We start from the raw sequence: 19,693 nt of genomic DNA on the forward strand, positions 1-19,693 counted from the left end.
AGTTCTTTTTAGCACTCTACCTGCGAAACGCTAAAGCCCATGGTCTTGGCCAATCCGCCCAGGGAGGTCTCCTTGTACTTAGAGAGCATATCGCGGCCGGTTTCAGCCATGGTTTGTACTGCATTATCCAAGGTCACGTGGTGAGTGCCTTCGCCCATTTTGGCCATGCGCGCGGCGTTGATGGACTTTACCGCGCCGATGGCATTGCGCTCAATACACGGAATTTGCACCAATCCGCCCACTGGGTCGCAGGTAAGGCCCAAATTATGCTCCAGAGCAATTTCCGCGGCGTTTTCCACCTGGGCCGGGGCTGCCCCCAGCAGCTCAGCCATGCCTGCGGCGGCCATAGCGGAGGCGGAACCCACCTCGCCTTGGCAGCCAACCTCGGCTCCGGAGATGGACGCGTTTTCCTTGATAATCATGCCAATGGCACCGGCGGTCAATAGGTACCGACGGGCAGTGGAACGGGTGAAGTCTGCGCGGAAATCGCGCGCATAATGCAGTACCGCTGGAATGATGCCGCACGCGCCGTTGGTAGGTGCGGTAATGACGCGGCCACCGGCAGCGTTTTGCTCATTAACCGCCAGGGCGTACAGGTTAACCCACTCCATGGCGGAGAAACCGCAGCTGGTATCGTCTTGGTTTTCTAGCAACTGGGCATACATCTTCGGGGCACGGCGTGCCACACGCAGGCCACCTGGAAGAAGGCCCTTGGTGGAAATACCCTCGGTCACACACTCACGCATGATGTCCCAGACCAAATCAAGGTGGCGCAGAACGTATTCCGCTCCGCCTTCATCGCGGTGCAAGGCCTCCTCGTTGGCAAGGACGAGCTCCCAAATTGCTTTGTCATGAGCCTCGCAGAGGTTGAGCAATTCTTCGCCCGTGGTGAACTTATAGGGAACGGAGTCATCTACATGGGCGGCGGCTACGCCGGCAGGAACCTCATTGCTTTCGGCGACTTCCGCATCGAGCTCGGCGCGGGAGAGAATAAAGCCGCCGCCGACAGAGAAGTACTCCTCCTTCTCTGCGAGGAGGTTGCCGCTGTCATCCCAGGCGCTAAAAATCATGCCATTCGGGTGCTGGGGCAGCGGTTCGTTATCAAAGACGATTTCATAGTCCACCGTGCCCCGGGGGCCAGAAATGGTACCCTCACTCGGGATAAAGCCGCCCGCGTGAGGTTCGGCGTCGATAGGCACGCTCAGCGGATCCCAGCCGGCGAGCCCAAGGATGACGGCGCGATCGGAAGCGTGGCCACGGCCAGTGGCGGAAAGTGAGCCGCGCAACTCCGTATAGACCTTAGCTGGGTGCTTCTCTAAGGAATCGAGGAATTGCCTAGCCGCGCGCATGGGTCCAACGGTGTGCGAAGAGGAAGGGCCAATGCCGATGGAGAAGATGTCCGTGACGCTAATTGTCATAGTTAAGCTGTGCCGAACCTTTCTGAAAGGATAGCTATCGGGTGCTTGCTGTACCGCTATTGCGGTCGAAGCTGGACCCAAAGGGTACTGGACCCAAAGGGTAGAGGCAGATTTTATGTGACCAGGGTAGCGAAAGTCACACCTTCTATCAATCGCCGTCTATGCGTAGCACTGCCAGCGTTGTGGCTTATTTGCCGTACCCATTCAGGAGCTTGTCAAGGGGGATGAAGTTTTCCTTTGCTAGCCGGACGGTGGAGCGGCCTCCCAGCCCGGTGAGATCGCCGGCAATTCCGGGCACCCTGTCCTGCGGGACAACTATCTGGTCAGCCAGCTGGATGGCAGAGCGCTCAATGCGGGCAGCAATGCGCTCACCTTCCGGAGTGCCTAGATCTTCTATGGCCTGAAACACGCCCGTCGGCACGACGTTTGCGTGGAGCTGGTTAAATAGCGGGCGCAGTGCGTAGTCCAAAATGAGGGCATGGCGTGAAGAACCAGCCGTAGCTGCGATGATGGTGGGTAGGTTGTCGAGGCCATGGGGCTCCAAGGTGTCAAAGAACATCTTGAAAAGGCCCGAATAGCTGCCTTGGAATACAGGGGTGACGGCGATCAGGCCATCGGCATCGGCAACTTGCTGCTTGGCTCTAGCCAAAAGGGGCGTTTGCGCAGTTTGATCGGTCATGGCGGTTGCTAATTCGAAAGCGAGATCGCGAACCTCAATGACATCGATTTGGGCTCCTTCACCGCGCGCAGAGATTTTGGCGCGCGTGGCTTCTGCGAGCATGTCTGCCAGCCTGCGAGAAGAAGACGGCTGCGATAGGCCAGCTGAGATAACGAGGAGGGAGCGCATAACTAGATCTCCTTTCCTGGGCTGACTTGAAGGTGTGAAGGCTTAGGCTCAGAGAGCAAGCTTGCGTGCGTCGGCGGATCAGAAGGTACGTGGCTCGGACGGCGCTGCTCAAAGCGGCGTCGCAGCTCGGGGACAACCTGCGTGCCGAGGATTTCTATTTGTTTGAGAACTACTTCTTGTGGAAGTCCCGCGTGATCGATGAGGAATAGCTGACGCTGGTAGTCACCGGCCCAGTCTGCAAAGCTGAGGGTCTTTTCAATTACCTGCTCCACGGTGCCAACGGTCAGTGGAGTTTGCGCCGTGTAGTCCTCGAGGCTTGGCCCGTGGCCATAGACTGGGGCGTTGTCGAAGTAGGGGCGGAAGAAGTCTTTAGCTTCTTGTTCGGTTTCGCCAATGAAGACTTGGCCACCAAGTCCGACGATTGCTTGGTCCGCTTGACCATGGCCATAGTTTGCAAAGCGACGGCGGTAGAGATCCACCAACTGAGCGGTGTGCTCCTTATTCCAGAAAATATTGTTGTGGAAGAAGCCATCGCCGTAGTAAGCGGCTTGTTCAGCGATTTGCGGCGAACGAATGGAGCCGTGCCAGACAAAGGGCGGAATTCCATCCAGCGGTGCCGGAGTAGCGGTAAACCCTTCTAATCCCGCGCGGAACTTTCCTTGCCAGTTAACGACTGGCTCACGCCACAGCCTGCGCAGCAAGTGGTAGTTCTCAATAGCCAAAGGAATGCCCTGCTGGATGTCTTTGCCAAACCAGGGATAGACCGGTCCGGTATTTCCTCGTCCGAGCATGAGGTCTACGCGGCCTTCAGCAAGGTGCTGCAGAAAGGCGTAGTCCTCGGCGATCTTTACTGGGTCATTAGTAGTAATCAGCGTGGTTGCAGTAGATAGCTGCAAGCGCTCCGTCTGCGCGGCGATATACGCCAAGTGCGTTGTAGGAGAGGAAGGAACGAAGGGTGGGTTGTGGTGCTCGCCGGTAGCAAAGACATCAAGGCCAACCTCTTCGGCTTTCAATGCAATCTCCGTCAAGTTGCGGATGCGCTCAGCCTCAGTGGGTGTCTTTCCTGAGATGGGGTCAGTAGTGAGATCCCCGATAGTGAAGATACCGAATTGCATGGTTGCCTTTCTATGCGGTGCACAGGAGCGGAGATAGACGCAGTGCCGGCTGCAAGAGAAGCCGGCTGCGGGAGAATTATTCCCATTCTAGGGCATCAAAAAGAGCTGGTAGATCGGCCGGTGCAACTAGGCGCAGGGGTCTCTCATTGACTTTGCCGTGTTCTGTGATGACCGCTGCGCAAGGGCGGTGCCCTTGACTATCGGTTTCTGAAAGAGCATCCACCGTCTCCTGCACGCTTACTGCGCGGGCAAGAAAGATAGCGCGATCACTGGGTTCTTTGTATTCCACAATGTCTGCGATGTCCGCGGCATCGAGCATGTGGTTATCGCTGAGGTCTCTTGCTACCCATCGCGCAATAGTGTTGGTGGTTAACAAAGCGGTGAAGCGGCCTTCATCGTAGATAGGGATTTGGGAAAAGTCCTTATCCTTTATGACGTTAAATGCCTCCATGATTGATGTGGCAGACGTCAAGGTGAATACCTTTTGTGGCTGCAAGACGCGGAGGGTGTCGGGCGGGGAAACCACTATGTCTCGGAGAGCGGAAATCTGCTTAACCACGGCCTCGTTCGGTTCTGCAATGGGCTCTGATCTGTAGTAGCGACCGTGGGCAATGGCATTGCGTAGGTTAGAAAAATCCTTGAGCGCCTCGGCTTGCTTACTGGAAAGTACGTGCTTGTCTCGTGCCTTGTCTACGATCCACCAGAAAGAATCTGAGTTCTCAGCGTTGAGAGCTGAGCGCAAGTGTTGTTCTATGTCGTTGAATGCAGCCAGGAATGCAGTAGCTCGGTGCGCGGTCATATGGGCCAGTGTAGAGAAGAGGGCGTCGCCAAGCAGAGGGTTTGCCTGGGCCACCGAAGAGCCATCCGCTAGCCCCGGCGCAATGGTCGGTGAGACTAGCGGATGTGGTGAGCTTGCCGAGGCTGAACCGAGAGGGACTGCCGTTAGAAGACTACGCGCAGTACAGACACGGTAATGGCGGCGATGACTGCGGCGGCTGGGAGAGTAATAACCCACGCCAAGGCGATAGGCTTCATCAGGTTCCAATTTGCTGCCTTGTTGACAATGCCTACGCCCAACACGGCGCCGATGAGGATGTGGGTGGAAGAAACCGGAAGGCCTAAGATCGATGAACCCATCACCACAGCGGCGGCGGCAAGCTCAGCAGCGAAGCCGGAGGAGGGGTGCATTTGGGTTAGGCCCGAGCCCACGGTCTGAATCACGAAGCGGCCGATGAACCACAAGCCAGAAATCAGGGCAACGCCCATGGCAATCATGACGGCAACCGGCACGGCAGCCTCATCGTTTACTTGGCCGGTCTTGAGGACGTCAATCACCGCAGCGAAGGGGCCAATGGCATTGGCAATGTCGTTGGAACCGTGGGAGAAGGCGAAGGCGGAAGCGGTAAATACCTGCATCCAAGAAAAGAGAAGGAAGGTTGACTTAGCCAGCGACTTCTTCTTCAGCGAGCGAGCGAAAATGAAGACGGCCATCCATACCACTGCGCCGACCATGCCCATGACCAACAGGTTCTGAAGGACGCTGAAATCGAGTCCGGTGTGCTTCAGACCCTTGAACATCACCATGGCGGAAATGATGATGGCACCAATGGCGGCTAGTACCGGTACCCAGCTCTCCAGGGCGCGGTGAGCCTTGACATCATCCATGTCCTTGTTGAGGTTATACAGATCGCGGTAATACTCAGATTCCAGCTGATCCGGATCGAAGTCTTCTTCCGCCACCAAGGCGGCGTCCCGGGCCATGGCGTTGGTGTAGCTAATCTGCTGGATCTCATTGAGGCGAGCAAAGCGAGACTTGTGCTCTTGGCGCAGCTCCGCGCGACGGGTCTTGATTTCGCGCAGTTTTCGGTCTGCTTCCTCGTTGTAGACCAAGATTGAGGTCTTAATCCATTTGAACAGGATAAACGCGGCGAGACCGCCGAGGACAGGGGAGAGCACCCACGAGATGGCGATGGTGCCAATCTCGCCCCACTGCACCATGTTCCAGCTGCCCTTGCCGGTGACAAAGCCGACCGTGAGCGCAGCGCCGACGATACCGCCGACGATGGAGTGAGTGGTAGATACTGGCCAACCCATACGGGTGGCAACAAGGAGCCAGATGGCCGCACCCAAGAGGGACGCCATCATGATGTAGACGAATTCCATGGGGTCTAGCCCATCGATGGCGTCGAGGTCGACGATGCCAGAGCGCACGGTATCGGTAACTTCGCCGCCGGCGAGGATGGCACCGGAGACCTCAAAGATGGCGGCGACAACGAGGGCCTGCTTCATAGACAGCGTTCCGGCGCCTACGGAGGTACCGAAGGAATTGGCGACGTCATTGCCGCCAATATTGAAGGCCATGAAAAGGGCGAAGAGAATGGCGGTGCCAAGGAGAATGGGCTTAGAGCCGTCGACGTAGTCGTGGCCCCAGACCATAAAGCCGATGAGGGTAACGGCGGTAAGGCCGCCAAAGATGGCGTGCCAAATCCAGTCGCTGCCCTTGCCGTTGACGGCCTCAATGTCCGTCATGTGGGTGGTAGGGGTAGACACAGGAGGAACCTTTCGGGAAAGCGTGCACAAGAGGTATGACCGCGCTTCTCAGCGAGACGTATAGGATTCTCAAAAGAAATTCTTATGTAGAGAACGCACGCTCAGACTAAAGTCCCTAGGTTTCGGGAAAGTGAACTCAAGATGTGGAGTTCGTGAAAGCAATGTGGCTATTCGCGAACATAGTGGCCGCCGCTCTTGGTGACGGCCACGTTGTGAGTATTAGCCGCGGTAGGCGCCGCGCTCAAGGGTGTCGCACTGGGACATTTTGCCAGAGTTATATCCGGCGAGGAATGCCTTTTCACGCTGTTCGGAAGAGCCATGCGTCCAGGAATCAGGCTCGACCTGGCCGCCGGAGCGGCGCTGGATATTGTCATCGCCCACCGCCTGGGCGGCCGCTACGGCGTCCGAGACCTGTTCTTTGGTGATTGGCTCAAGCAAGGGGTTATCACCCTTATCGGCATAGGAAGCCCACAGGCCTGCGTAGCAGTCAGCCTGCAGCTCGATCTTTACCGCGTTGGAATCGGCGCCTGGGTCGTTATAGTCCGACAGGCCGAGGGTGCCCTCAAGGTTTTGAATGTGGTGGCCGAACTCGTGCGCCACGATGTACATGCGGGCCAAAGGAGCATTATCCGCGCCGAAGTTGCGCAGGGAATCAAAGAACGCGGTGTCGAAATAGGCGGACTCGTCGCGTGGGCAGTAGAAGGGGCCAGTAGATGAAGTCGCGGCGCCACAGCCGGTATTAACGCTGCCGTGGAAGACCACGCGCTCCGGTTCGGTGTATTGGATATCTGCCTGTTCCGGCAAGACCTTGGACCAGACGTTATCCACGCTGCGACCGGTGAACTCTACGAGGCATTCATCCTTGGTGTTGCCATCTTCTGCAGTTTCGCATTCGGGGCTTTCGCCCTGTGCAGCACCGTCAGATTGGGGCTGCTCGCTGCCCAGAATCGATCCCAAGTCTGAGGGATTGCCGCCCAACAGGAGGAAAAGGCCTACTAGAACAATTGAGCCGACGCCACCGCCAATGGCGATGCCACCGCCACCGCCACCCGAACGCGCTTCTTTGCCGCCGAAATCGGCACCTGATCTAAAAGTCATGCCTAAATAGTGCCACATGGCCCCCTCATGCACAGGGTAAAGATTGCTGCAAGGAGTCTGAAGGAGGGAAACGGTGGTTCTTCAGCGGCCTTCGGGGTTAGCTTGCATCCACCTAACTGCGCTCCGCGTACCGGTAGGGATGTAGAATTGTGCGCGTTCCTAGTCTTGTGCTTGGTTTGGCGCGCGCTGTTTACGCGTGGCGGGACCCGCAAGTGACACAATTTTTAGAAGGGATTGAACATCAGTGCTGCGTACCCACTTAGCAGGTGAGCTCCGCAAAGAACTCGCAGGAGAGACCGTCACCCTAACCGGTTGGGTTTCCCGCCGCCGCGATCACGGTGGTGTGATCTTCATTGACCTGCGCGATCGCTCCGGCATCGCTCAGGTTGTCTTCCGTGAATCTGACGTGGCGGAGCGCGCCCACGACCTGCGTTCTGAATACTGCGTTAAGGTCACTGGTACCGTGGAGCCTCGCCCAGAAGGCTCGGAAAACCCCAACCTGCCGTCCGGTGAGATTGAGGTCAACGTCGCGGATCTTGAGGTTCTGAATAAGTCCGCAGCGCTGCCATTCCAGATTGATGATCCTTCCACCTCAGGTGAGGTAGGCGAGGAGACTCGGCTGAAGTACCGCTACTTGGACCTGCGCCGCGAGCGCCAGGCACAGGCGCTGCGGCTTCGTTCTGCTGCCAACCGCGCGGCCCGCAAGGTACTGGATTCGCATGATTTTGCAGAGATCGAGACTCCAACCCTGACTCGTTCCACCCCGGAGGGCGCACGCGACTTCCTGGTTCCAGCGCGTTTGAAGCCAGGCACCTGGTATGCACTGCCGCAGTCCCCGCAGCTTTTCAAGCAGCTGCTCATGGTCTCCGGCATGGAGCGCTATTACCAGATCGCGCGCTGCTACCGCGATGAGGACTTCCGCGCTGACCGCCAGCCGGAGTTTACCCAGCTGGACGTGGAGATGTCCTTCGTAGACCAGGACGATGTCATCGCCTTGGCGGAAGAAATCGTCACCGAGCTGTGGAAGCTCATCGGCTACGAGATCAAGACTCCGATCCCGCGCATGACCTACGCCGATGCGATGAAGTACTACGGTTCCGATAAACCGGACCTGCGCTTTGACATCAAGATTGTGGAGTGCACCGAGTTCTTCAAGGACACCACTTTCCGCGTCTTCCAGAACGAATACGTCGGCGCCGTGGTTATGGAAGGCGGCGCCTCCCAGCCGCGCCGCCAGTTCGATGCTTGGCAGGATTGGGCAAAGCAGCGTGGCGCCAAGGGTCTGGCCTACATCACCGTGGGCGAGGACGGCACCTTGGGCGGTCCGGTGGCTAAGAACATTACCGATGCCGAGCGCGAGGGCATTGCAGAGCACGTCGGCGCTAAGCCGGGCGACGCCATCTTCTTTGCCGCCGGTGACACCAAGTCTTCCCGCGCCCTTTTGGGCGCTGCACGTGGCGAGATTGCAAAGAAGCTGGACCTTATCAAGGAAGGCGACTGGGCCTTTACCTGGGTTGTAGACGCTCCGCTTTTTGAACCTTCCGCTGATGCGACCGCTTCTGGCGACGTCGCACTGGGCCACTCCAAGTGGACCGCGGTTCACCACGCCTTTACCTCCCCGAAGCCGGAGTACCTGGACAACTTTGACCAGAACCCGGGCGAGGCGCTGGCGTACGCCTATGACATTGTCTGCAACGGCAACGAGATTGGCGGCGGCTCCATCCGTATCCACCAGGAGGACGTGCAGAAGCGCGTCTTCGATGTCATGGGAATCGGTGACGAGGAGGCTCAGGAGAAGTTCGGCTTCCTGCTCGATGCTTTCCAGTACGGCGCCCCACCACACGGCGGCATCGCCTTCGGCTGGGACCGCATCGTCTCCCTGTTGGGCGGTTTCGACTCCATCCGCGACGTTATTGCGTTCCCGAAGTCCGGAGGTGGCGTGGATCCGCTTACCGACGCCCCAGCGGCAATCCCAGCCGCACAGCGTAAGGAGACCGGCGTAGACTACAAGCCAGAAAAGAAGAAGGAACAGGACAAGGCCGGTTCCACTGCGGCAGAGACCGCTGAGGAGAAGTAAGCGGGTAGCTTAATCCTCAGCCTTTAAGACACACCGTGCGGGGCACATCGTTGGTCGCGGCAATTTCGCTGCGGGCGAACTTGTGACCCCGCTTTGGTGTGAGGGGGCATACTGGATAGAACTATGGTTGATAACGAAGCTGTGCTATCACCCGAGGATGTCATCAAAGCCGCCTCGGAGATGTTGTCGCGCCGTTTTGGTGGCACCCCGGAGATGTCGAGCGTGGAGCGCTTGGACGGTTCCGGCAATGCAATGGTTCTGCGCGCCAGGATTGCCCCTGGAGCCTTCCTGCCGCACCGCTCGGTAGTTATTAAGTACAACCCGGTTACCGGCTATGCTGTCGATGATGCTGCGATGCTGCGCGAGGTTGTGGCTTATCAATTCACCACCGCGTTATCTGAGGACGTGCGGCCCGGCCCCGTGCTTCTTGCCCACGATCTGGAGCAGCGGATTATTGTGTTGACGGACTTGGGTGAGGGCGAAACGCTTGCCGACGTCCTTGTACAGTCCACCGATGATGACCGCGTGCGGGTATTGCGCTCGCTAGGCAGTGCGTTGGGGCACATGCACGCTGGAACCGCGGGCCACGAGCAAGATTATGAAACCCTGCTCAATAGGATGCTGCGCAAGAATCCGGACTTGGCCCCGCACCAGTCCGTGCGCGATGAGGCGCTGGAGCGCTCCATTGGCATCGGGCTCGACTTGCTGGATAAAGCCGGGCTTGAGGCACCGGCCAGTTTCCGGGAGCTAGCGGGTCAAGCCGCTCGATCTCTGGCATCCGGCAAGGACCGGGCATTTACTCCCTTCGACCTTTCGCCGGATAACATCATTGTGTCTCATCGCCTGCACTTCTTGGACTATGAATGGGCAGGATTCCGCAATGTAGGCTTCGACGTAGCCTGCGTTATCGCCGGATTCCCACAGTTCCTGTTCTCCAAGCCGATCACGGACGAAGAGGCAGATATCTTCATCTCTGCTTGGTCTCGTGCCGTATCTGAGGTGTGGCCGCTATTTTCTAATGCGGAAGAAATCCACGGCCTTATCGTGGCGTCGCTCATTGGCTGGGCGCTATCGAGCGTGACCACGATGCACGCCGGCGGCATCGAAGGGCTGGTTGCCCTAGCCAGGGGAGAAGCCGAGGTCGTCCATGATCCGCAGCGCTCCATTTTGCGTCCGGCCGACCACGGCCTGTTTACGGAAGATGAATTGCTTGTGCGCCGCGACCTCTATGAAACCTTTGAGGCGCTATCCCGATATGCCGCGCGCTGCGATGGACCCGCCTGCGCGCCCATCGCAGAATTTGGCAGCGCCATTGCGCGCCGCTTGGACGACGAATAGACAATCACGGTGTGCCCGCACCCTTATAGGAGGTAGCTTTCCAGTGTCTCAAGACTCATTATTTGGCGGGCCCACTTCGGAGCGCAGCGCGTCGCCGCTGCCTGGGAAGAACCTTTTCGCCACCCACGCCGGGTCCCCACTGGCGGCGCGCATGCGTCCCCAAAACCTAGATGAAGTGGTCGGGCAAGACCATCTCTTGGCCCCCGGAAAGCCATTACGTCGCCTCGTGGAAGGCTCAGGCGAGGCCTCCGTCATCTTGTACGGGCCGCCGGGCACCGGCAAGACAACCATTGCCTCGCTCATCGCCAGCCAAATGGGGCAGAACTTCGTGGGCCTCTCCGCCCTCGATTCGGGCGTCAAGCAGGTCCGCGAGGTCATCACCCACGCCCGGCAAGAGCTCATTCAAGGCCGGCGGACCGTGCTCTTTATTGATGAGGTGCACCGCTTTTCCAAAACCCAGCAGGACGCCCTCCTCGCAGCCGTGGAAAATCGCACGGTATTGCTCGTAGCGGCAACTACGGAAAACCCTTCCTTCTCCGTCGTCGCGCCGCTTTTGTCGCGTTCGCTGCTGTTGCAATTGCATTCGCTAAGTGATGATGCCCTGAGAGGCGTCGCTAAGCGTGCGCTCGAAAGCGACCGTGGCCTAGGTGAGCGCAACATTCGAATCACCGATGAAGGCTTGGACCAGTTGGTGCTCCTCGCCGGCGGCGATGCGCGGCGCACGCTGACCTATCTTGAGGCCGCGGCCGAAGCGGTTGACGCTGGCGGGGAAATTACCCCACAAACGGTCACGGACAACGTCAATAAGGCAGTGGTGCGCTACGACCGCGACGGCGACCAACACTATGACGTGGTTTCTGCCTTTATTAAGTCCATCCGCGGCTCCGACGTGGATGCTGCGCTGCATTATCTCGCCCGCATGGTAGAGGCCGGGGAGGATCCGCGCTTTATTGCCCGGCGGCTCATTGTGCACGCCTCCGAGGACATCGGCATGGCTGATCCAACCGCGCTCCAGGTGGCCGTGGCGGCGGCTGAAGCCGCTCAGCTCATTGGCATGCCAGAAGCCCGGATCCCGCTCGCGCAAGCCACTATCCACCTGGCCACCGCGCCAAAATCGCCCTCGGTCATTTCTGCCATCACGCAAGCGCAAACCGATGTAGCCGCTGGCAAGGTGGGCCACGTGCCACCGCATCTGCGCGATGGGCACTATGAGGGCGCCAAGCGGATGGGAAATGCCGTGGGCTATGTCTATCCCCACGATGATCCCCGCGGCGTAGTGGAGCAGCAGTACCTGCCCGATGAGCTGGAGGGTTCGGTTTACTATGAACCCACCGATCACGGGGCTGAGAAGCGAGTCTATGACTATATTGGCCGCTTGCGCAGCATTATTCGTGGCAAGCGCGGCCCAGGCAAAAACGCTCGCCGGCCTCGCTGATCCCCACCGATGGGAAATCGCTGTGCAGCGAAGGGTAGAGTTGGGCGGGTTAGAAACTTCTTGATAGAAGATGAAAGCTCAGACAGTTAGGATTGTTGCTCGTGAAGACTCATGAGATCCGGGAACGGTTTACCCAGCACTTCGTCAATTCTGGTCACGAGGCAGTACCAAGCGCCTCGCTGATCCTGGATGACCCTAACCTGCTTTTCGTTAATGCCGGCATGGTTCCGTTTAAGCCCTATTTCTTGGGCCAGCAGAACCCGCCCTTTGCCAAGGGCCTTGCCACTTCCATCCAAAAGTGCGTACGTACCTTAGACATTGATGAGGTGGGTATTACCACCCGCCACAACACCTTCTTCCAGATGGCCGGCAACTTCTCCTTTGGCCAGTACTTCAAGGAAGGCGCCATCACCAATGCGTGGACCTTGCTTACCGGCTCCGTTGATGAGGGCGGCTTTGGCCTAGACCCAGAGCGCTTGTGGGTCACGGTTTACCTGGATGATGATGAAGCCGCCGAAATTTGGCGCGACAAGATCGGTGTTCCAGAAGAGCGCATTCAGCGCCTCGGCATGGAGGACAACTACTGGTCCATGGGTATCCCTGGGCCCTGTGGCCCCTGCTCCGAGATTTATTATGACCGCGGTCCGGAGTACGGCAAGGACGGCGGCCCGATTGCCGATGACAACCGTTACATGGAGATCTGGAACCTGGTCTTCATGCAAAATGAGCGCGGCGAGGGCATTGGCAAGGGCAACTTTGAGATCGTCGGCGAGCTGCCCAAGAAGAACATCGATACCGGCCTGGGCATCGAGCGCGTGGCCTGCATTTTGCAGGACGTAGACAATGTCTATGAAACGGACCTGCTGCGCCCAGTTATTGACGTAGCCGAAGAGCTTACCGGTGCCTCTTATGGCGATAAGGCTTCCCACGAAGACAACATCCGCTTCCGCGTGGTAGCTGACCACTCCCGTACCGGCATGATGCTCATCCTGGATGGCGTGACCCCGGGCAATGAGGGCCGCGGGTACATCCTGCGCCGCCTGCTGCGTCGCATTATCCGTTCCGCCAAGCTGCTGGGCGCTAAGGGCGCGACTATGGAGCGCTTCATGAATACGGTCATGGACACCATGACCCCGTCTTACCCGGAGATTGCGGACAACCGCGAGCGCATCCTGCGCGTTGCCGTGAATGAGGAAAAGGCTTTCCTGAAGACCCTCGAGTCCGGCACCCGCCTCTTCGACGATGCCGTCCAGGAACTCAAGTCCACTTCCCGCGCGAAGACCGCAAAGGTGCTACCGGGTGAGAAGGCCTTTGAGCTGCACGATACCTACGGTTTCCCCATCGACTTGACCTTGGAGATGGCCCAGGAAGCCGGCCTTGAGGTCGACATGGATGGCTTTAACGACGCCATGGGTGAGCAGCGCCGCCGCGCCAAGGCCGATAACCAGGCCAAGAAGCACGGCCATACTGACCTTTCTCTCTACCGCGACTGGGTAGACAATAACCCCACCGTCTTCACCGGCTTTGAGGAGCTTACTTCCGACGCCCGCGTGATCGGCCTCGTCCGCGGCGGCGAAAAGGTCGACCAGGTGCACGAGGGCGAACAGGTTGAGGTCATCTTGGACCACACCCCGCTGTACGCCGAAGCGGGCGGCCAGATGGCAGACCGCGGCCGCATTATGGCCGGTGAGTCTTTGCTGGAGGTCAACGACGTTCAAAAGATTGGCAAGAAGCTGTGGGTACACAAGGCCACGGTTACCGCTGGCGGCCTTGACTTGGGGATGTCCGTTGAAGCGGCTGTCGACGAGCAGTGGCGCCACGGTGCTACCCAGGCCCACTCTGCTACGCACCTCATTCACGCCGCACTGCGTCAGGTGCTTGGCCCCACCGCTGTCCAGGCCGGCTCCATGAACCGCCCGGGTTACCTGCGGTTTGACTTCAACTACACCGAGCAGCTCAGCCAGGCACAGCTGGAGGAGATCGCTTTGATTACCAACCAGGCAATCGACTCCAACTTTGCGGTCAACACCATTGAGACCTCCCTGGAGGAGGCCAAGGCCATGGGAGCTATGGCACTATTCGGTGAGAACTACGGCAAGGAAGTCCGGGTAGTAGAAATCGGCGGTCCGTTCTCCATCGAGCTCTGCGGCGGTACCCACGTTGGTTCCTCCGCTGAAATCGGACCGGTATCCGTGCTGGGTGAGTCCTCCGTTGGCTCTGGTGCTCGCCGCATCGAGGCCTACTCCGGTTTGGATGCCTTCCGTTACTACTCCAAGGAAACTGCCTTGGTAGAAGGCGTGTCCCGCGAGCTCAAGGTGCAGACCGAGGATTTGCCGGATCGCATCGCGCAGCTGTCTGAAAAGCTCAAGGCAGCGGAGAAGGAAATTGAAACCCTGCGCAAGCAACAGCTGGCTGCGCGTGCCACCGAGTTCGTCAGCGCAGCCAAGGACATCAATGGATTCAAGGTCATTGCGCTGACCTTGCCAGAAGGCACCACCGGCGGGGACCTACGCACCGTTGCTACGGACCTGCGCAACCGCCTGCGCGAGGAAGAAGCCGTTATCGTCTTGGGCGCCGAGGATAAGGGCAAGTTCCCGTTCATCGCGGCGGCTACGGACAAGGCCGTTGGACGCGGCGTGAAGTCCGGGGACATTGTGAAGCAGTTTGGCCAGTACGTCGACGGTCGTGGCGGCGGTAAGCCGGATATGGCTCAGGGCTCTGGTTCTACTGCAGCCGGTGCTGAGCGCGGCTTTGCAGCCGTCAAGGACATGCTCGAGTCCCTATAGGAGTTCGACCGTGGCAAAAGTGGAACCAGATACCCCCGGAGTTGATGACCCGGGGCAGGGCCGCCGGATCGCACTCGATGTCGGTACGGTGCGTATTGGCGTGGCAGTCTCCAATAGGGAAGCCACGCTTGCCACTCCAGTGGAGACCGTGCACCGGGAAACCGGGTTCAAGGATCGCGATAAGGGCGATATTGACCGCATCTTGGAACTCATTGATTCCTACGATGCAGTTGAGGTCATCGTAGGGTTGCCACGGGACTTGCAGGGAAATGGGTCCAAAAGCGTAAAACATGCTAAAGAAATTGCGTTTCGCATCCGCCGTCGGTTGAATCGAGATGCAAATATAGATAAAGTTCCACCACCAGTACGTTTGGCTGATGAGCGTCTGACTACCGTGGCAGCAACCACCGCGCTGCGCGCGTCCGGCGTGTCCGAGAAGAAGGGCCGTAAAGTCATCGACCAAGCAGCAGCGGTGGAGATATTGCAGACTTGGTTAGATGGGCGCGCGAGCGCGCTACGCTCCCATGCTGCAATAGACCAGCCTTCAGACTCAGGAGACTAAAACACGTGAGCCGTAACCAAGAACGCCTCGGCCGATCGATGGAACCGAAATACGTCAAGCGCCGCCAGCGCGGCATTGCCGTTGTCATTGCGTCCATCATCGTTATCCTTGGCGCCCTTATCTACATCGGATTCCGCCTCGGTAATACCTCTGCCGACTATGAAGGAACCGGCAACGGTACCACCCAGCTGGTGGAGGTGCCGGAAGGCTCGTCCATGTCCGAGCTCGGACCTGCATTGGTAGAAAAGAATGTGGTGAAGACGAAAGACGCCTTCGATTCTGCTGCGTCGATGAACCACAGTGCGAGCCAAATCCAGCCGGGTTTCTACCGTCTGCAGGAAGAAATGAGCGCAGACGCAGCGGTCGAGGCATTGCTGGATGAGAATAACCGCGTGGACATGCTCGACGTGCAAGGTGGTGCCACCTTGGAGGACGTCAAGGTTGTGGGCGGAGACGTCCGCTACGGTATTTACTCCCTGATTTCTGAGGTCAGCTGCAACGATGGCAACTGCCTGAAGAAGGAGGACTTGGAAAAGGTTGCCGCCGAAACCGACCCAGCCGAGCTGGGTGCACCGGAGTGGGCTTTGGACGCTATTAATAAGCGCGGCAATGACCCCAAGCGCATTGAGGGCCTTATCGCGCCAGGCCAGTACGTCTTGGACCCCAATATGGAGGCGAAGGATATCCTCAAGGATCTCATCACCCGCTCCACCAAGCGTTACAACGAAACCAATATTGAAGAACGCGCCCAGGCTATCGGCTTGAGCCCTTATGAGCTGCTCACCTCCGCTTCCTTGGTGGAGCGCGAGGCGCCAGCGGGCGAGTTCGACAAGGTTGCCCGCGTTATCCTAAACCGCTTGGATGAGCCAATGCGCCTGGAGTTTGACTCCACCGTGAACTACGGCTTGGAAGACGTTGAGCTGGCCACCACCGATGAGGCCCGTGGGGAGAAGACCCCGTGGAATACCTACGCGAAAGAGGGCCTGCCGGATACCCCGATTGCTTCTCCTTCGGACGATGCAATCAAGGCTATGGAAGAGCCGGCTGAGGGCAACTGGAAGTTCTTCGTCACCGTGGACCAGGAGGGCACCACCGTATTCTCCGATACTTACGATGAGCACTTGGGCCGCGTCGATGACGCCATCCGCTCCGGCGTGCTTGACTCCAAGCGGGAAGGCGAGGGCGCTGGTTCCGGCAACGGCGACGCCGCTGCCGAGCAGCCCGCCCAGTAGAGCCACGACGACCACAAAGAGGTAGAACACCATGCCACGTGCGGCTGTCCTTGGTAGCCCCATCGAGCACTCCTTGTCTCCGGTGCTTCACAATGCTGGCTATGAGGCCGCCGGGCTGGCCGGTTGGGACTACACCCTCTTTGAAACATCGGCGGAGGGGCTTCCGGAATTAGTGGCGGCAAGCGACTCAGAGTTTGTTGGTTTCTCCGTGACCATGCCTGCCAAGTTTGCCGCCCTCCGCTTCGCGGACAATGTAAGTGACCGTGCCCAACTGATTGGCTCGGCAAATACCTTGGTGCGCAGGGCCGACGGTTGGTTTGCAGATAATACCGATACCGAGGGCGTACGCGGTGCACTCGGCGAACTTCTGGGGGATAATCCAACAGCTCATGCGCTGCTTATTGGCGCTGGGGGCACCGCTCGTCCCGCGTTGTGGGCGCTAGCTGAGCGCGGGGTGAAAAAGGTTACGGTCCTCAACCGTTCCGACCGCAGCTCCGAACTTTTGCCGCTTGCCCAGAACTTAGGGCTGGAACTTTCCTTTGTCAGTTTCGACGGGGACTTATCCGCGCTGGCCCGCACTGTCGATGTCATTGTGTCCACGGTTCCAGCCGCGGCGGTGGAAGACTATGTCTTTGCCATTGCCCACGCACCGGTGCTGGACGTCATTTATGATCCTTGGCCCACGCCGCTGACCATGTGGGCGGCGGCCAATGGGTACAAGACCGTCGGCGGGCATGTCATGCTCGCGCACCAAGCATTTAGCCAGTTCGAGCAATTTACCGGGGTGGCGGCCCCGCGGGAAGAGATGCTGAAGGCATTGAACCAGGAGCTGCAGAAGCGGTCGCAGACGGCTAAGTAGGAGGGGCGTCGGCAAGCGCGGCCTGCAACCCTCGTGCAGTAGAAGCTGCAGAATTCACCATGTAGACAAAGGCGCTCAGCGTTTGCTCACAGCGTGCCTTAGTGTGATTCCCGTGCTAATAGTCGGGGGAATTATTTATTGTTTGTGGGCAGCAGCCCTGTGCTGGTGGGATGTTCGGCAGCGCCGATTGCCAGATTGGCTGACGCTTCCAGCTGCGGTGCTGTCGCTTGTCGTGGCCAATTGGAGTGGGCTGTGGTGGCCGGGGATCTACCTCGTGCTGGGGCTGGCCCATGCAGGCGTGGGTGGAGGCGACATCAAACTCGCCTGGCCCCTGGGAATGCTGGTGGGGCATGTGGCTGGGTTTATGGGTGTGGTAGCAGCAAGCGGCAGCGCGTCCCTTCTGACGCTTATGTGGTCGGCGTGCAGTGGGCAGAAGGAGAGCCCGCATGGTCCTGCAATGTTGCTAGCGGCAACGGTCGTTATCGCATGTGCGCACCCTCTTTGAGGGGGTAGAAGAATTTATTGCGGGGCCAAGTTGGTACTGGATTGGCCAGGCCGTGCGATAATACCCGCATGCTTCGTTGGACTACTGCAGGTGAATCCCACGGCCAAGCTCTTATTTCGATGTTGGAGCACATGCCCGCTGGGGTCCCCATTACCCGCGCCGATATTTCCCATCAGCTTTCCCGGCGCCGCCTAGGTTATGGCCGCGGTGCCCGTATGAAGTTTGAGGCTGATGAGGTCACCGTGCTGGGTGGAGTCCGCCATGGGCTCACCTTGGGTAGTCCCATCGCCATCATGATTGGCAATACGGAGTGGCCCAAGTGGACAACCATCATGGCGGCCGATCCTCTGGATATGGACGATGAGGACACTATTAAAGCGATGAACTCCGGCCGCGGTGCCGCCTTGACTAGGCCGCGCCCCGGGCACGCTGACTTTGCCGGAATGGTGAAGTATCGCCACAGGGAAGCGCGCCCCATCCTGGAGCGCTCCTCTGCGCGTGAGACGGCGGCCCGTGTGGCCGCAGCTACCGTTGCGCGCAATTTCCTGCGCGAAACCTTGGGCGTCGAGGTTCTCTCCCACGTGATATCTATTGGTGCTTCCGAGCCTTATCAGGGGCCTGCACCAGCGTTCGCGGACATCGAGGCTATCGATGATTCGCCGGTCCGCGCCTGCGATAAGGCGGCTGAAGCCTCCATGATTGCGGAAATTGAGGCCGCAAAGAAGCAGGGCGATACCTTGGGCGGCATCGTTGAAGTTGTGGTCGATGGCCTGCCTATCGGGCTAGGCTCGCACATTTCCGGCGATGACCGCTTGGACGCACAATTGGCCAGCGCCTTGATGGGCATTCAGGCGATCAAGGGAGTGGAAATTGGCGATGGTTTTGCCGAGGCCCGTCGTCGCGGTTCCGCTGCCCACGATGAGATGGTGCGAACCGAAGAAGGCGTATCCCGCCTCAGCAACCGTGCAGGGGGACTCGAAGGCGGCATGACGAACGGGCAGCAGCTGCGCGTGCGGGCGGCAATGAAGCCGATTTCTACGGTTCCGCGTGCCTTGCGCACTATTGATATGGAGTCCGGCGCTGAAGCTACTGCCATCCACCAGCGCTCAGATGTGTGCGCGGTTCCGGCGGCAGGCGTCGTTGCAGAAGCAATGGTTGCCCTCGTTCTTGCGCGGGCCGTGCTAGAAAAATTCGGTGGCGATAGCCTCGAAGAAACCTCTGCGGCCATCGCCGCGTATGATAAATACGTTTCGGACCGCCTTGCTTTTGACCAGGAGTAAGTTATGACCACCCCAACCGCCGTTACGGGACTGCCCCGTCCACGCGTTGTTTTGGTTGGCCCGCCAGGTGCGGGTAAATCCACCATTGGCCGTCGCCTTTCCCACGCCTTGAGCTGCGAACTGGTGGATTCGGATCACCTTATTGAACAGACTAAGAATAAGCCGTGCGGGGAAGTTTTTAGCGAGCTAGGTGAACCTGACTTTCGCGCGCTCGAAGCTGAACACGTTGCTGCGGCACTGCGCACTGGTGGAGTAGTCAGCCTCGGCGGCGGGGCAGTGTTGACAGATTCCACCCGTGAGCTGCTGGAGCGCCATACCGTCATCTTTTTGGATATCTCCCCCGAAGAAGGCGCACGGCGTACATCCGGGGATAGCAATCGGCCGGTGCTTGCATCCGACACTCCACTCGAGCACTACCGCAACCTCGTGGAGGTGCGGCGCCCGTATTACCAGGAGGTGGCAGATTACCGGGTACGCACCGATGCTCGGACCCCACAGCAGGTGGTGGGCGATATCCTCGGCTTCCTCGATACCCTGTAGATTCCCCGCCGCGCTAACACTAGTTCCTCGCCCCATTGGCTCGGCGGCGAA

Annotated in this window: 16 protein-coding genes; 10 read left to right on the forward strand and 6 right to left on the reverse strand. The window is 58.8% G+C overall.

Translation table 11 applies throughout. From position 1 onward, the window contains the following. Positions 1 to 8 precede the first annotated feature (8 nt). From QP934_RS07160 to QP934_RS07185, 6 genes are all read right to left on the reverse strand, one after another. Positions 9 to 1,418, reverse strand: a complete 1,410-nt coding sequence (locus tag QP934_RS07160; protein WP_198493143.1) for an L-serine ammonia-lyase — start codon at positions 1,416 to 1,418, stop codon at positions 9 to 11. Between the two features lie 187 nt (positions 1,419 to 1,605). Next, a complete protein-coding gene (locus QP934_RS07165) occupies positions 1,606 to 2,265 on the reverse strand; it encodes an FMN reductase (RefSeq protein ID WP_340418936.1) in 660 nt (219 codons plus the stop codon). Positions 2,266 to 2,267: 2 nt separating this feature from the next. Further along, complete coding sequence (locus tag QP934_RS07170) at positions 2,268 to 3,380, reverse strand: LLM class flavin-dependent oxidoreductase (RefSeq protein WP_340418937.1); 1,113 nt, start codon at positions 3,378 to 3,380, stop codon at positions 2,268 to 2,270. Positions 3,381 to 3,456: 76 nt separating this feature from the next. Next, on the reverse strand, positions 3,457 to 4,179 hold the full coding sequence (locus tag QP934_RS07175; protein ID WP_337887462.1) for a hypothetical protein: 723 nt from the start codon (positions 4,177 to 4,179) through the stop codon (positions 3,457 to 3,459). Between the two features lie 143 nt (positions 4,180 to 4,322). After that, positions 4,323 to 5,909 (reverse strand): inorganic phosphate transporter, encoded by a 1,587-nt coding sequence (locus QP934_RS07180; RefSeq protein WP_269953208.1) that lies wholly within the window; start codon positions 5,907 to 5,909, stop codon positions 4,323 to 4,325. Between the two features lie 240 nt (positions 5,910 to 6,149). After that, positions 6,150 to 7,028, reverse strand: a complete 879-nt coding sequence (locus tag QP934_RS07185) for a neutral zinc metallopeptidase (RefSeq protein WP_299137478.1) — start codon at positions 7,026 to 7,028, stop codon at positions 6,150 to 6,152. 244 nt (positions 7,029 to 7,272) lie between these two features. On the opposite strand from QP934_RS07185, the gene aspS reads away from it, so the two are divergent. The 10 genes from aspS (at position 7,273) to QP934_RS07235 (ending at position 19,642) form a co-directional block, all read left to right on the forward strand. Then, positions 7,273 to 9,105, forward strand: a complete 1,833-nt coding sequence (gene aspS, locus QP934_RS07190; protein ID WP_225746888.1) for an aspartate--tRNA ligase — start codon at positions 7,273 to 7,275, stop codon at positions 9,103 to 9,105. Positions 9,106 to 9,228: 123 nt separating this feature from the next. Beyond that, a complete protein-coding gene (locus QP934_RS07195) occupies positions 9,229 to 10,443 on the forward strand; it encodes a phosphotransferase family protein (RefSeq protein ID WP_419127181.1) in 1,215 nt (404 codons plus the stop codon). Positions 10,444 to 10,486: 43 nt separating this feature from the next. Further along, positions 10,487 to 11,878 carry a replication-associated recombination protein A gene (locus QP934_RS07200; RefSeq protein ID WP_340418938.1) on the forward strand — a complete coding sequence of 464 codons (1,392 nt, stop codon included), beginning with the start codon at positions 10,487 to 10,489 and terminating at the stop codon, positions 11,876 to 11,878. 101 nt (positions 11,879 to 11,979) lie between these two features. Then, a complete protein-coding gene (gene alaS / locus QP934_RS07205; protein ID WP_419127182.1) occupies positions 11,980 to 14,664 on the forward strand; it encodes an alanine--tRNA ligase in 2,685 nt (894 codons plus the stop codon). Positions 14,665 to 14,674: 10 nt separating this feature from the next. Next, a complete protein-coding gene (gene ruvX / locus QP934_RS07210) occupies positions 14,675 to 15,226 on the forward strand; it encodes a Holliday junction resolvase RuvX (protein WP_316127191.1) in 552 nt (183 codons plus the stop codon). A gap of 38 nt (positions 15,227 to 15,264) precedes the next feature. Further along, a complete protein-coding gene (gene mltG, locus QP934_RS07215; protein WP_419127191.1) occupies positions 15,265 to 16,458 on the forward strand; it encodes an endolytic transglycosylase MltG in 1,194 nt (397 codons plus the stop codon). A 31-nt stretch (positions 16,459 to 16,489) separates the two neighbouring features. After that, positions 16,490 to 17,317: a shikimate dehydrogenase gene (locus QP934_RS07220; RefSeq protein WP_419127183.1), complete on the forward strand. Its 828-nt coding sequence runs from the start codon at positions 16,490 to 16,492 to the stop codon at positions 17,315 to 17,317. A 112-nt stretch (positions 17,318 to 17,429) separates the two neighbouring features. Next, on the forward strand, positions 17,430 to 17,822 hold the full coding sequence (locus QP934_RS07225) for an A24 family peptidase (RefSeq protein WP_286688094.1): 393 nt from the start codon (positions 17,430 to 17,432) through the stop codon (positions 17,820 to 17,822). Between the two features lie 68 nt (positions 17,823 to 17,890). Continuing rightward, positions 17,891 to 19,102 (forward strand): chorismate synthase, encoded by a 1,212-nt coding sequence (gene aroC, locus QP934_RS07230; protein WP_419127184.1) that lies wholly within the window; start codon positions 17,891 to 17,893, stop codon positions 19,100 to 19,102. Between the two features lie 3 nt (positions 19,103 to 19,105). Then, entirely contained in the window at positions 19,106 to 19,642 is a 537-nt protein-coding gene (locus QP934_RS07235) for a shikimate kinase (RefSeq protein WP_340418942.1), read from the forward strand. Positions 19,643 to 19,693: the final 51 nt, after the last annotated feature.

The organism is Corynebacterium sp. MSK122, assembly GCF_030229435.2.
GTDB classification, from domain to species: Bacteria; Actinomycetota; Actinomycetes; order Mycobacteriales; family Mycobacteriaceae; genus Corynebacterium; species Corynebacterium marquesiae.